At 62.2% G+C, this 12,365-nt stretch carries 12 protein-coding genes; 6 read left to right on the top strand and 6 right to left on the bottom strand.

The window, feature by feature from the left end; genetic code table 11:
• Nucleotides 1-124: 124 nt before the first annotated feature.
• The 5 genes from NKH43_RS08030 (at nt 125) to NKH43_RS08010 (ending at nt 4,811) form a co-directional block, all read left to right on the top strand.
• On the top strand, nt 125-1,273 hold the full coding sequence (locus NKH43_RS08030; protein WP_352857369.1) for an acyl-CoA dehydrogenase family protein: 1,149 nt from the start codon (nt 125-127) through the stop codon (nt 1,271-1,273).
• Nucleotides 1,274-1,348: 75 nt separating this feature from the next.
• The gene (locus NKH43_RS08025) at nt 1,349-1,744 is read left to right on the top strand and encodes a RidA family protein (RefSeq protein WP_352857367.1); all 396 of its coding nucleotides are present in this window, start codon (nt 1,349-1,351) and stop codon (nt 1,742-1,744) included.
• Nucleotides 1,745-1,922: 178 nt separating this feature from the next.
• Nucleotides 1,923-2,714, top strand: a complete 792-nt coding sequence (locus tag NKH43_RS08020; protein WP_352857365.1) for an ABC transporter substrate-binding protein — start codon at nt 1,923-1,925, stop codon at nt 2,712-2,714.
• 99 nt (nt 2,715-2,813) lie between these two features.
• Nucleotides 2,814-3,488 carry an amino acid ABC transporter permease gene (locus NKH43_RS08015; protein WP_292656040.1) on the top strand — a complete coding sequence of 225 codons (675 nt, stop codon included), beginning with the start codon at nt 2,814-2,816 and terminating at the stop codon, nt 3,486-3,488.
• 30 nt (nt 3,489-3,518) lie between these two features.
• The gene (locus tag NKH43_RS08010) at nt 3,519-4,811 is read left to right on the top strand and encodes a cysteine desulfurase-like protein (RefSeq protein ID WP_352857364.1); all 1,293 of its coding nucleotides are present in this window, start codon (nt 3,519-3,521) and stop codon (nt 4,809-4,811) included.
• On the opposite strand, the gene NKH43_RS08005 is transcribed toward NKH43_RS08010, so the two are convergent.
• Nucleotides 4,742-5,614: an NAD(P)H-dependent oxidoreductase gene (locus tag NKH43_RS08005; protein ID WP_352857362.1), complete on the bottom strand. Its 873-nt coding sequence runs from the start codon at nt 5,612-5,614 to the stop codon at nt 4,742-4,744. The two genes, NKH43_RS08010 and NKH43_RS08005, sit on opposite strands and share 70 nt — an antisense overlap.
• Nucleotides 5,615-5,707: 93 nt before the next feature.
• Here NKH43_RS08005 and NKH43_RS08000 point away from each other — a divergent pair, with 93 nt between their 5' ends.
• A complete protein-coding gene (locus NKH43_RS08000; protein ID WP_352857360.1) occupies nt 5,708-6,628 on the top strand; it encodes a LysR family transcriptional regulator in 921 nt (306 codons plus the stop codon).
• Nucleotides 6,629-6,650: 22 nt separating this feature from the next.
• On the opposite strand, the gene NKH43_RS07995 is transcribed toward NKH43_RS08000, so the two are convergent.
• The 5 genes from NKH43_RS07995 to NKH43_RS07975 are packed head-to-tail and all read right to left on the bottom strand — an operon-like array spanning nt 6,651 to nt 11,935.
• Nucleotides 6,651-7,481, bottom strand: coding sequence for a dipeptide ABC transporter ATP-binding protein (locus NKH43_RS07995; RefSeq protein WP_352483289.1), 831 nt, complete (start codon nt 7,479-7,481; stop codon nt 6,651-6,653).
• Nucleotides 7,478-8,353, bottom strand: a complete 876-nt coding sequence (locus NKH43_RS07990; RefSeq protein WP_352857358.1) for an ABC transporter ATP-binding protein — start codon at nt 8,351-8,353, stop codon at nt 7,478-7,480. Before NKH43_RS07990 ends, NKH43_RS07995 begins: the two co-directional genes overlap by 4 nt.
• 4 nt (nt 8,354-8,357) lie before the next feature.
• Entirely contained in the window at nt 8,358-9,275 is a 918-nt protein-coding gene (locus NKH43_RS07985; protein WP_023717881.1) for an ABC transporter permease subunit, read from the bottom strand.
• A 1-nt stretch (nt 9,276) separates the two neighbouring features.
• Nucleotides 9,277-10,284 (bottom strand): ABC transporter permease subunit, encoded by a 1,008-nt coding sequence (locus tag NKH43_RS07980; protein WP_023676822.1) that lies wholly within the window; start codon nt 10,282-10,284, stop codon nt 9,277-9,279.
• A gap of 58 nt (nt 10,285-10,342) precedes the next feature.
• A complete protein-coding gene (locus tag NKH43_RS07975) occupies nt 10,343-11,935 on the bottom strand; it encodes an ABC transporter substrate-binding protein (protein WP_023717882.1) in 1,593 nt (530 codons plus the stop codon).
• Between the last annotated feature and the right edge of the window lie 430 nt (nt 11,936-12,365).

Genomic DNA, 12,365 nt, shown 5'->3' with positions numbered 1-12,365 from the left:
CTCCAACATCGCCGGGAGAGCAGTGGCAGCGAAGCCGCCAATCTCCCCCCTAGAGGGGGAGATGTCCGGCAGGACAGAGGGGGGCGCCGTGGAGCACCAGGGCCGGAGAACTGTGGAGGCAGAAATGCCTGACCGTTCCTTCCTCACCTGGCCGTTTTTCGAGGACCATCACCGCGAGTTGGCAGAGCGGCTGGAGGCATGGTGCGCCAAGAACCTGCCGGTCGCGCATGACGATGTCGACGCAGCCTGCCGCGAGCTGGTGGCCAAGCTCGGCCGGGATGGCTGGCTGAAACCGACAGCGCTCGACACCGAAAACCCTGCAGCACTCGACGTGCGCACATTGTGCATCACGCGCGAAACGCTGGCCCGGCATGACGGGCTGGCCGATTTCGCCTTCGCCATGCAAGGGCTCGGCACCGGCGCGCTCAGCCTGTTCGGCACGCCAGACCAGCAGCACTGGCTGGGGAAGACACGGGCCGGCAAGGCGATTTCGGCTTTCGCACTGTCGGAGGCGCGTTCGGGCTCGGACGTTGCCAATATGGAAATGACGGCCACGCGTGACGGCGATAGCTATATCCTATCCGGCGAAAAAACCTGGATCTCCAACGGCGGTATCGCTGACTTTTATGTTGTCTTTGTCCGTACTGGCGAAGCGCCCGGTGCCAAGGGGCTTTCGGCGTTCATCGTGCCGGCCGAGACAAAGGGCCTGACCATCGCCGAGCGGCTGGAGGTGATCGCGCCGCACCCGCTCGCCCGGCTGTCTTTCGACAATGCCCGCGTTCCAGCCTCGACGCTGATCGGCAAACCCGGTGATGGTTTTCGCATCGCCATGTCGGTGCTCGACGTGTTCCGTTCGACGGTCGGGGCAGCTGCGCTCGGCTTTGCCCGGCGCGCGCTGGACGAAAGCATCAAAAGAGTGGCCGAGCGCAGGCTGTTCGGTGCAGCGATGGCCGAGCTGCAGATGGTGCAGGGCCACATCGCCGAGATGGCGCTGGATGTCGATGCCGCCGCCTTGTTGGTCTACCGCGCCGCCTGGACCAAGGACATGGGGACCGCCCGTGTCACCCGCGAAGCGGCGATGGCCAAGCTGTTCGCCACCGACAAGGCGCAGGAGGTGATCGACAGGGCTGTGCAGCTGCATGGCGGCGACGGCGTCCGCAGGGGCCATATCGTCGAAAGACTGTATCGCGAGATCCGGGCACTGCGCATCTACGAGGGAGCGTCGGACGTGCAGAAGGTGGTGATTGCACGGCAAGTGATGGGAGCGGCCTGAGACCGGAGTTTGTGTGGAAGAATTGATTGTCTTTGAGTTTTGAGCGACCGGATTTGAGCATTGGGAGGCTTTGATATGCACACCATCCTGCAGCCGGAAGGCTGGGCGAAACCCGTCGGCTACGCCAATGGCGTCGCCGCGCGTGGGCAGCTTGTCTTCGTCGGCGGGCAGGTCGGCTGGAACGGGCAGGGCCGCTTCGAGACCGACGATCTTGTCGGCCAGGTGAGACAGACGCTGGCCAATATTGTCGCCGTGCTCGCCGAGGCCGGCGCCAAGCCGCAGCATATCACCTCGATGACTTGGTACTTTACCGACAAGGCGGAATATTTGGCCAATCTCAAGGGGATCGGCGAGGTCTATCGCGAGCTGATCGGCCGGCATTTTCCGGCGATGGCCGCCATGCAGGTGATGGCGCTGGTCGAGGATCGCGCCAAGGTTGAGATTCAGGCCACGGCGGTTATTCCGGACTGATGGCAACACGCCGCAATTTTTTAAGCTTAAAACTTTCGCCTTGAAAAGCGCCGTGCTTTGGATAGCATCCGATGTCTTACGACTGCCGTGCCGAGAGGGCTTTCCGGCAGTCCGGTCACTTGGCGTATCAAAACCGTGCGGGGCCAAACCCGTCCGATCACAACCAGAGGGAACGAAAATGAACTTCACCCGTCGCAACCTGCTTCTTGTTGCTGCCGCCATCGGCATCGCCGGCGGCCCGGCCTATGCCGAAGGTACGCTGAATGTCGGCGCATATCCGACCAATCCGCCTTTTGAATACAAGAACGAGAGCGGCACGTTCGAGGGTTTCGAAGTCGACATCATCAATGAGGCGGCAAAGCGTATCGGCATGACCACTGATATCGCCGATCTCGGTTTCCAGGCGCTGTTCGCCGCCACCACCTCGAAGCGCATCGATGTCGCCATTTCGTCGATCACCATCACGCCGGAGCGGCTGAAGTCGCAGTCGTTCACGCAGCCCTACTATGATTCCGACATGGGCATCGCCGCGAAGGCCGACAGCCCAATCAAGGCCGAGGCCGACCTCAAGGGCAAGATCGTCGGCGTACTGTCCGGCTCGACCGGCGAAGCCTGGGTCAAGGCCCACCAGGAAGCGGACGGGTTCAGTGACGTCAAAGGCTACGACACGCAGCAGAATTTGCTGCTCGATCTCAGCTCCGGCCGCGTCGATGCGGCGGTCAGCGATATTCCGGGCCTGGAATATTCTTTCACCAGGATGAAGGATCTCGCCGTAAAAGAGCGCATCAAGACCGGCGAGCAGTACGGTCTGATGATGACCAAGGACCACCCGTTGCTCGGCAAGCTGAACGACGCGCTGACCGCGATGAAGACGGACGGCACGCTGGCCGCGATCCACAAGAAGTGGTTCGGCAGCGACGCACCGGCCGATTCCGCGACCGTCAAGGAAATGCCTTTGCCGAAGGCCTGAGAGCAGTTCGCGCTTAATGTCGTGCCGGCTTCGATGCCGGCACGATTTCGGGCTCGGGCTCGAGCGTCGCGGGACGCCAAACGTTTCGGGAATGCTGCGATGTCGCTGCTGGACACCTTCTTCAACGCCGACGTCATGGTCTCCAGCCTGCCGGCGCTGCTGCGCGGCTTCCTGAACACGCTGCTGCTCGGAATCATGAGCATCGGCATCGGTATTCCCGTCGGCCTCGCGATCAGCCTAGTGCGGCTCTATGCGCCAAAGCCGCTTCGGCTGCTGGCTGTCGGCTACATCGACATTTTCCGGGCGATGCCGGTGCTGGTCGTGCTGATCCTGATCTACTATGCGCTGCCGTTTCTCGGCATACGCCTGTCGTCTTGGACTTCCGCGGTGATGGCGTTCGCCATCATCATGGCGGCCTATTCGGCCGAGGTGTTCCGCTCCGGCATAGAAAGCATTCCGCGCGGCCAGTTCGAGGCGGCGCAGGCGCTCGGCCTGCCGTTCTTGCTGACCTTGCGCAAGGTCGTGCTGCCGCAGGCGATCCGCGTCGTCATTCCACCGATGACCAGCAACTGCGTTTCGATGTTCAAGGACACCTCGCTCGCCTCCACCGTGGCGCTGCCCGAACTGCTGAAGGAAGCGACCAACGCGCAATCGCTCTATGCCAACCCCTCACCGCTGATCGGCGCCGCGCTGGTCTATCTCATCTTTCTCTGGCCGATGGTCCGTCTCGTCAGCCTCCTTGAACGCCGATTTCAAACCGAAAAGACCCGCTGAATCTGTCAGCGCACTTCGCAGGAGACGACCTTGAACCAGCATCAGATTTCGAAAACGGGCGATGCCGCAGCTTTCCCGGTCGAGACGATCCGCGCCATGTTTCCCGCCTTGCAGCAGGCCGGCGACTTCATCTTCATGGACAATGCCGCCGGCGCGCAGATCCCGCAAAGTGTGCTCGACGCGGTCACCAACCATTTGGTCGCGCATAATGTGCAGCGCGGCGGCCGCTACGGCCGCAGCGTCACCGTCGATCAAGCCGTCGCCGGCGCGCGCGAAAGCGTGGCCTTGCTGATCAACGCCACCAACCCGGCGGAGATCTGTTTCGGCATGAACGCCACTTCGTTCATCCGCCTGGTCAGCCTCGGCATCGGCCAGATGCTTTCTGAGCGACCAAACGGGGAGCGTGACGAGATCGTCATCACCGACATGGATCACGATGCCAATATCGCGACGTGGCTGGCGCTGGCACCCGCCGGCGCCAAGTTCAAATGGTGGCGGATGCGCGAGGACGGCAATCTGCATGTCGACGATTTGCGCCCGCTGGTCTCCGAGCGCACCCGCCTCGTGGCCTGCACGGTGACGGCGCATTCGATCGGCTCGATCGTCGACGTTGCTTCAGTGGCTGGGATCGCGCATGCGGCAGGCGCCGAAGTGTTCCTCGACTGCGTGCATTACGGCCCGCACGGGCTGATCGATGTGCAGGCATGGGACTGCGACTATCTGGTCTGCTCCGGCTACAAGAATTTCTCGCCGCATATGGGCTTCCTGTGGGGCCGCTTCGAAACGCTGAAGCGTCTGCCGACCTTCCGCGAGGATTTCATCCCCGACGAGCCGCCCTACAAGATCGAGGCCGGCACCTTCATCTACGAGAACGTCTCCGGCATGGATGCCGCGGTGCGCTATCTCGAATCGATCGGCCGCAATTTCGCTCCAGCCAATAACCGATCGCGCCGCGACAACATCGTCGCCGGCATGAATGCCATCCGTGACTACGAGCAGGTGCTGGCGCGCGAAATGCTGGCGGTGCTCAAAGATTGCGGCGCGACGATCTACGGCGTAGCCGAAGAGGCACGCCTCAGCGAGCGCGTGCCGACCTTCTGCTTCAACATCGGCACGCTGTCGCCGCAGAGGATCGTCGAGGAGATGGCCGAGATGCAGATCGGCATTCGCGACGGCCACATGTATGCGCCGCGCCTGATGAAGCGGCTCAACCTCAGCATGGACAGCGGCGCCGTCCGCGCCTCGCTGGTGCATTACAATACGATCGAGGAAGTCCGGCGCTTCGGCGAGGCGCTTCGCACCATCATTGCCCGGCTGTCCTGATCGGGCTGGCCGGCGGCGCCGGCGCGATCCTCGTGAAGCGCGAAGGCGGTCGCACCCGGGTTCTCCAAGCCGGGGCGCAACTGCATGCTTGGGATCAGGTAATCGCCGCCATTCTGCTGCCGATAAGGAATGGGCTGGATTGTCTCGAGCGTCCGCATCCTTTCGCGCAGTCGCTCCGCGACAGGCTCGAAATCGGCCTCCCCGAAACGGTCCACCCTGTAGACCACGAACGGCGGAAGCACGTCGTAGCCCGGATAGTATAGAATCCCGTGGTTGATCGGGAACAGCAGGTCGTCGATCGGGCCGTTGACGCCGCGGGCGGAATAATGCTCCTCCCAGCCGCCGGTGGTAACGATTAGCATCGCGCGCTTGCCGGCGAGCGTTCCCTCGCCAAAGCGGTCACCCCACCTCTTATCGCTGTGCTCGCCGACGCCATAGGCGAAGCCGTAGGCATACACCCGATCGACCCAGCCCTTGAGGATCGCCGGCATGGCGTACCACCACAGGGGAAACTGGAGGATCAGGGTGTCGGCCCATAGCAGCTTGTCGATCTCCGCTTTGACGTCATCGGTCAGAGTGCCGCTCGCAAAAGCTTTTTTGGAGGCGCCGGCCGGCAGGAAGCGTGCTTCGGGCGGCCACGACGGAAAGTCGGCACGGTCCACCTCGGATTTCCAGCCATCGGCATAGAGGTCAGACACCCGCACCTCGTGGCCTTGGGTCTCGAGCTCCCTGATGGCGAGGTCACGCAGTGCGCCGTTGAGCGAATTCGGTTCAGGATGAGCAAAAACAAGCAGGACTTTCATGGGTCTACTCCGAAGAAGGACGATAGACACCAAAGGTAGCCAGCCGTCGGCTAATCCACTATATGTAGGAAATGTATAAGATAATACCGAATAATGGATAAATCGTACGTCACCCTCGAGCGCATGCGCACCTTCGTTCGCGTCGCCGAGCGCGGCAGCCTCTCGGCGGTGGCGCGCGAGCTCGGAGTTGGTCAGTCGACGGTCACGCGGCATCTGCGGGAGCTCGAGGAGGCCGTCGGCGTGCCCTTGCTCAGCAGGACCACCCGGCGTGTCACGATGACCGATGAAGGCAGCCGTTACTATGCCGACAGCGTCCAGATCCTGCGCCTCGTTGAGCAGGCCGGCGATGAGGCGCGAGGCACGCGCGGCGCATCGGCTGGCACGATCCGGATATCCTGCACGGCGGCGCTCGGCGTCTTGCACGTCAGCCGGCTGATCTTCGCCTTTCAGGACCGTTATCCCGACATCGGCATCGATCTCAGCCTAACCGACGAGCGCATCGACCTTGTGCGGGAGGGCGTCGACATCGCGCTTCGCCTCGGTCCGCTCACCGACAGCTCGATGAAGCTGCGGGCACTCGGTCAGTCCCGGCGTCTGCTGGTGGCGGCGCCGGCCTATCTGGCGGCCCGGGGCAGACCGGCTGTCCCGCAGGATCTGCCTGGCCATGAAGGCATTCGGATGTCGAACATCGCGGGAAGCGACACGCTCGCCCTGCAGGGGCCGGGCGGCGAGCGCTTTGCGGTGCCCTTTGGCGGCCGATTTCGGGTCGACCATGGGCTTGCTGCGCGCAAAGCCCTTGTCGCCGGACGCGGTATCGCACCCGCCCACCACTGGCTTGTCGACGATCTTCTGGCGGCCGGCCGGCTGGAAATTATCCTGCCGGGCTATTTTCCGCCTCCCGTCCCGCTGAGCATGCTGATCGTTCCGGAGCGTGCGGGCATTGCCCGGGTGCGGCTGCTGGTCGACTTTCTCGCCGAGCAGATCTCCGGCATTCCGGGGATCGAGAAGCGGTAGCCGGCCGGCAAACCTCGCCGGATCAGGCGGCCTTCTTTTTCGCCAATCTTGCCTTGATGCTGGCGACGTCGGCACGCGGCGTCGCCGCGAACAGCGTCCTGGTATAGCTGTGCTTGGGGTCGGCGAAGACCTCGTCGCGCGAGCCGTATTCGACCGCTTCGCCGAAATACATCACCATCACATCGTCGGCGATATAGCGCACCACCGACAGGTCGTGGCTGATGAAAACATAGGTCAGTTGAAACTCATCCTGCAGGTCGGCGAGCAGGTTCAGAACCTGCGCCTGCACCGAAAGATCAAGTGCCGAGACCGGCTCGTCCAGCACCAGGAGGCTGGGGTTGAGCATCAGCGCGCGGGCAATGGCGATGCGCTGGCGCTGGCCGCCCGAAAACATATGCGGGTAGCGATTGTAGTGCTCGGGGCCGAGACCGACCTTTTTCAGCATCTTCATGGCGAGATCGCGCCGCTCGCCGGCCGTGCTGTCGGTGTTGATGAGCAGCGGTTCGCCAAGCACGTCGCCGATCTTCTGGCGTGGATTGAGCGAACCATAGGGGTTCTGGAAGACAATCTGCACCTTGCGGCGCATTTCCTTCGACAGGCCGTCCCTCGCGATGTCTACCTTCTTGCCGTCGATGAAAAGCTCGCCGGAGGTCGCCGGGTCGATCAGGGTGATGATGCGGGCGAGCGTTGACTTGCCGCAGCCGCTCTCGCCGACGATGGCCAGCGTCTTGCCCTTGTCGACGCTGAACGAAACACCCTTGACCGCGTGAACCGTACGGGAGGGGCGGAAAAGCCCGCCGCCGACATGATAGTCGCGCACGATGTTCTTGCCTTCGACTACCGTCACGCTCATGTGGCGGTTCCTCCCGCGGATCGGGCTGCGACTACAGATGGGGCCGGCTCGAACAGCATGTCGGAAACAGTAGGCAACCGGTCGCCGACGGCGTTTTCCGGCAGCGCCGACAGAAGCGCGCGCGTGTAATTGCTCTTGGGGGATTCGAACAGCGACAGCACGTCGGCCTCTTCCATCTTGCGGCCCTTGTATTGGACGATGACACGGTCGGCGGTCTCGGCAACCACCCCCATATTGTGGGTGATCATGATCAGGCCCATGCCGTATTTGGCCTGCAGGCCGACCAGCAGATCGAGGATCTGCTTCTGGATGGTGACGTCGAGGGCCGTGGTTGGCTCGTCGGCGATCAAAAGCTTGGGATTGCAGGCGATGGCGATGGCGATCATGACGCGCTGGCACTGGCCGCCCGACATCTGGTGCGGGAAGGAGCCCAGCCGTTCCTCAGGGTCGGCGATGCCGACCAACTTCATCAGTTCGATGGCGCGTGCCCGGCGCTGGGCGCGGTCCATGCCCATGTGAAAGCGCAGCACCTCCTCAATCTGGAAGCCGACGGTAAAGCACGGGTTGAGGCTGGCGACCGGCTCCTGGAAGATCATCGAGATGTCCTTGCCGACAATCTTGCGCCGCTCGGACGGGCCGACCTTAAGCAGGTCGATGCCGTCGAAGGCCATGCGGTCCGCCCTCACCGTCGCCGTGTTGGGCAAAAGCCCCATCACCGCCAGCATTGCCACTGATTTTCCGGAACCGGATTCGCCGACGATCGCCAACACCTCGCGCGGTTCGACCGACAGGTCGATGCCTTGTACCGCCATGAATGGTCCAGCGGCGGTGTCGAAGGAAACGGTCAGGTTCTTGATCTCGAGAAGAGGCATTGGATTATGACCTCTTCAGCTTGGGATCGAAGGCATCGCGCAGGCCGTCGCCGATCAGATTGATGGCAAGCACAGTGATCAGAATGGCAAGGCCGGGGAAGGTCACTACCCAAGGCGCGCGCAGGATGAACTCGCGCGCCGAGGCGAGCATCGTGCCCCATTCCGGCGTCGGCGGCTGCGCACCGACACCGAGGAAGCCGAGCGCCGCAGCCTCGAGAATGGCGTTGGAGAAGGACAGGGTGGCCTGCACGATCAGCGGTGCCAGGCAGTTCGGCAAGATCGTCCTCACCATCAAGCGAAGATGACCGGCACCAGCCACCTTGGCGGAGATGACATATTCGCGGTTCTTTTCGGCCATCACGGCGGCGCGGGTGAGACGCGCAAAATGCGGCTGCAGCACCAGCGCGATCGCCAGCATGGCGTTGAACAGCCCGGGGCCGAGGATCGCCACCAGCACCAGCGCCAGAAGCAGCGACGGGAAGGCCAGGATAATATCCATGATGCGCATGATCAGCGTGTCGACCCAGCCGCGGAAATAGCCGGCGAGCACGCCAAGCACGATGCCGCTGGTGAGCGAGAAGACGACCACCACCAGGCCGATGAACAGCGAGAAACGCGCCCCGAAAATCAACCGCGAAAGCATGTCGCGGCCGACCGCATCGGTGCCGAGCAGGAACATCGATTTGCCGCCTTGCTGCCAGGCAGGGGGCGCCAGCAGCGCATCGCGAAACTGCTCGTCGGGCGAATGCGGCGCGACGAACGGCGCAAAGACCGCCACCAGCACCAACGCCGAAAACACGACAAGGCCGATGACCGCGCCGGTGTTCATCGAGAAGTAGTGCCAGAACTCGGCGAAGGCGCGTTGCCTGCCGCCTGTCGGGATGGAGGCAGCGGTGGCTTCGGCGGCGGATTCGTCGGTCATCTCACTGCACCCGGATGCGCGGATTGATGACGGCGTAGAGCACGTCGACGATCAGGTTCACCGCCATGACGATCAGCGCGATGATCAGCAATCCGCTCTGAACGACGACATAGTCGCGCTTGCCGATGGCGTCGATCATCCATTTGCCGATGCCGGGCCAGGAAAAAATGGTTTCGGTAAGAATGGCGCCCGCCATCAACGTGCCGACCTGCAGTCCGATGGTGGTGACCACCGGAATCAGCGCGTTGCGAAAAGCGTGCAGCCCGATGACACGGCGCGGCGCCAGGCCCTTAGCGCGCGCGGTGCGGACATAGTCCTCGCCAAGCACCTCGAGCATCGCCGAGCGAGTCTGGCGCGCTATGACGGCAAGCGGGATCGTCGCCAGCACGATGGACGGCAGGATCAAATGACTGACGGCGGATTTGAAAGCGCCGCTCCTGCCGGAGATCAGGCTGTCGATGAGCATGAACCCGGTCGTCGGCCTGAAGAAATACTGCAGGCCGATGCGGCCGGAAACCGGCGTCCAGCCGAGATAACCGGAGAAGAAGATGATGAGCAGCAACCCCCACCAGAAGATCGGCATCGAATAGCCGGTCAGCGCGACACCCATCGTCGCCTGGTCGAACCACGAGCCGCGCTTGACCGCCGCGAAGATACCGGCAGGAATGCCGAGCAGGACGGCGATGATCAACGCCACCGTCGCCAGTTCCAGCGTGGCTGGAAACAGCGCCTGGAATTCGCCGAGCACTGGCCGCTTGGTGGCAATCGATATGCCGAAATCACCGGTCAGGACCCTGCCGATATATTCCAGGTACTGGATGACATAAGGCCGGTTGTAGCCAAACTGCTCGATGAGCTGGGCGTAGCGTTCGGGGCTGACGCCGCGCTCGCCGGCCAGGGCCAGAATGGGATCGCCGGGCAGAAGCCGGACGAAAGCGAACGCCGCCAGCGATATGCCGAACACGGTCGGGATGATCAAAGCGAGCTTGTGGAGGAGATAACGGAGCATCTTGCTTCATAGAACGGCGGCGCAGGAAGTCCAGCGCCGCCGTTCAATTTCTCAGGACTTATTCGGTGACGTCGACGCCGTCAAACCGATGAATGCCGAGCGGGTCCATAACGAAGCCCGACACCTTCTTGTTCATCGGCATGAAGACCTTGGAGTGGGCGATGGTCAGCCACGGAGCCTCACGCTTGAACACCACCTGAGCTTCCTCGTAGATCTTGGTGCGCTCGGCCACGTCCGTCGTCGCCTTGCCTTTTTTCAGCAGGGCTTCGAATTCCTGGTTGCACCAGATCGCATAATTGGACTGGCCGATGGCATCGCAACCGAGCAGGAAAAAGAAGTTGTCCGGATCGCCATTGTCACCGGTCCAGCCCAGTTGGAAGGCGCCGTCGCGATCCTTAGCTTTGCCGCGCTGGCGATACTCCGTCCATTCGTAGCTGACGATCTCCGCCTTGACGCCGACGGCGGCATAGTCGGCCTGGATCAACTCGGCGACGCGCTGGGCGTTCGGGTTGTAGGGGCGGCTGACCGGCATAGCCCAGATCTTCATCGACAGATCCTTGACGCCTGCATCGGCCAGCATCTTCTTGGCCGCCTCCGGATCGTAGGGATCGTCCTTGATGTCCTTGTTATAGGACCACATGGTCGGCGGGATCGGGTTGATGGCCGGCGCGCCGGCGCCCTGATAGACCGCGTCGATGATCGCCTTCTTGTTTACCGCCATGTTGAGGGCCTTGCGGACCTCGACTTTGTCGAAGGGCGGCAGCGTCGTGTTGTAGGCGAGATAGCCGATGTTCAGGCCTTCCTGCTCGTCGACCTTGAGGTTCGCGTCACCCTGCAGCCCGGCAATGTCGGCCGGCGCCGGATATGACATGATATCGCACTCGCCTGCCTTCAGCTTCTGCGCGCGCACGGCCGGATCGGGCGTGATGGCGAAGATCAGATCGTCGATCTTCTGGCGGCCGCCAAAGTAGCCGTCCCATGCCGCATAGCGCACGACCGCATCGACCTGATAGTCGACAAATTGGAACGGACCAGTGCCGACCGGCTTCTGGGTGAACTGCTGCCTGGTGCCGGCCTTGTCGAGCTGGTCGGCATATTCCTTGGAAACGATCGAAGCGAAATCCATGCCGAGGTCCGGCAGGAAGGCGACTTCAGGCTTGTTCAGCACGAACTTCACCGTCAGATCGTCGACCTTGACGATTTCCTTCAGGAGATCGGGGAAGCCCATGCCGGTGAAATACTCCCAGCCGGTGCCTTCCAGGTAGCTGTACCAGGGGCTTTCTTTCTTCCACTGGCGTTCGAAGGAAAAGATCACGTCGTCGGCGTTGAGGTCGCGCGTGGGCGTGAAATAATCCGTCGTCTGGAATTTCACACCCGGGCGAAGCTTGAAGGTGTATTCGAGACCGTCGTCGGAAACCGTCCAGCTCTCCGCCAGGCCGGGCGAGATGGTGGTCTTGCCATGCTCGAACTCGACCAGGCGCGAATAGATGGTGCGCGACGAAGCGTCGAAGTCGTTGCCGCCGCTCCATGGCGACGGGTCGAAGCCGGCCGGCGATGCCTCCGAGCAATAGACCAGTTGTTTTGCATTGGCCATGCCGCCGAGGACGCTTGCAGCCAGCAACGCGGCTGCAAAAGTCAGTTTCTTTTTCATTGAGCACTCCCTGATGTTCTTCCAAGCCCCTCTATCAGGCTCGCGAAGGTCGCATATAAGCACCGTTTTTCTGGCTTTGGAACTGCTTGTTTGCCTAACCCACGGGAAGCAGAAAAAAATTCCGGCATGCGGCGAATTGTGGAAAAAACGAGCCAAATCCGCAGATCACGACATTATTAGCGACTTCAATTTTTTGTTGATCGGCGATGCCGCCAATTCGGGGAATCGAGCCGTTCGGTTCAAGAGATGCGCGTCCGAAAACCGGTCGCGGCCGAGAGCTTTGACGGCAAGTCTTGCCGCACTGCCAGGTGGGCGAGGCTTGCACGGCCGCTGCTAGTGGCAATACATAGATAGATGGACAGCGTGGAGGATTCCCCAGGCTCCGGACATTGCGGCAAGCGTGGGATACCTTTGTTTGTCAGGGGCGGCG

The sequence above is a fragment of the Mesorhizobium sp. M1163 genome (assembly GCF_040318415.1).
Lineage (GTDB): Bacteria > Pseudomonadota > Alphaproteobacteria > Rhizobiales > Rhizobiaceae > Mesorhizobium.
Note: the sequence above shows the minus strand (reverse complement) of the source record. Positions and strands in the feature narration are given on the sequence as shown.

Bases quoted from the DNA above. Each gene is read 5' to 3' on its own strand.
- NKH43_RS08030 (WP_352857369.1), top strand. From the start codon at position 125: ATGCCTGACCGTTCCTTCCTCACCTGGCCGTTTTTCGAGGACCATCAC.
- NKH43_RS08025 (WP_352857367.1), top strand. From the start codon at position 1,349: ATGCACACCATCCTGCAGCCGGAAGGCTGGGCGAAACCCGTCGGCTAC.
- NKH43_RS08020 (WP_352857365.1), top strand. From the start codon at position 1,923: ATGAACTTCACCCGTCGCAACCTGCTTCTTGTTGCTGCCGCCATCGGC.
- NKH43_RS08015 (WP_292656040.1), top strand. From the start codon at position 2,814: ATGTCGCTGCTGGACACCTTCTTCAACGCCGACGTCATGGTCTCCAGC.
- NKH43_RS08005 (WP_352857362.1), bottom strand. From the start codon at position 5,614: ATGAAAGTCCTGCTTGTTTTTGCTCATCCTGAACCGAATTCGCTCAAC.
- NKH43_RS08000 (WP_352857360.1), top strand. From the start codon at position 5,708: ATGGATAAATCGTACGTCACCCTCGAGCGCATGCGCACCTTCGTTCGC.
- NKH43_RS07995 (WP_352483289.1), bottom strand. From the start codon at position 7,481: ATGAGCGTGACGGTAGTCGAAGGCAAGAACATCGTGCGCGACTATCAT.
- NKH43_RS07990 (WP_352857358.1), bottom strand. From the start codon at position 8,353: ATGCCTCTTCTCGAGATCAAGAACCTGACCGTTTCCTTCGACACCGCC.
- NKH43_RS07985 (WP_023717881.1), bottom strand. From the start codon at position 9,275: ATGACCGACGAATCCGCCGCCGAAGCCACCGCTGCCTCCATCCCGACA.
- NKH43_RS07980 (WP_023676822.1), bottom strand. From the start codon at position 10,284: ATGCTCCGTTATCTCCTCCACAAGCTCGCTTTGATCATCCCGACCGTG.
- NKH43_RS07975 (WP_023717882.1), bottom strand. From the start codon at position 11,935: ATGAAAAAGAAACTGACTTTTGCAGCCGCGTTGCTGGCTGCAAGCGTC.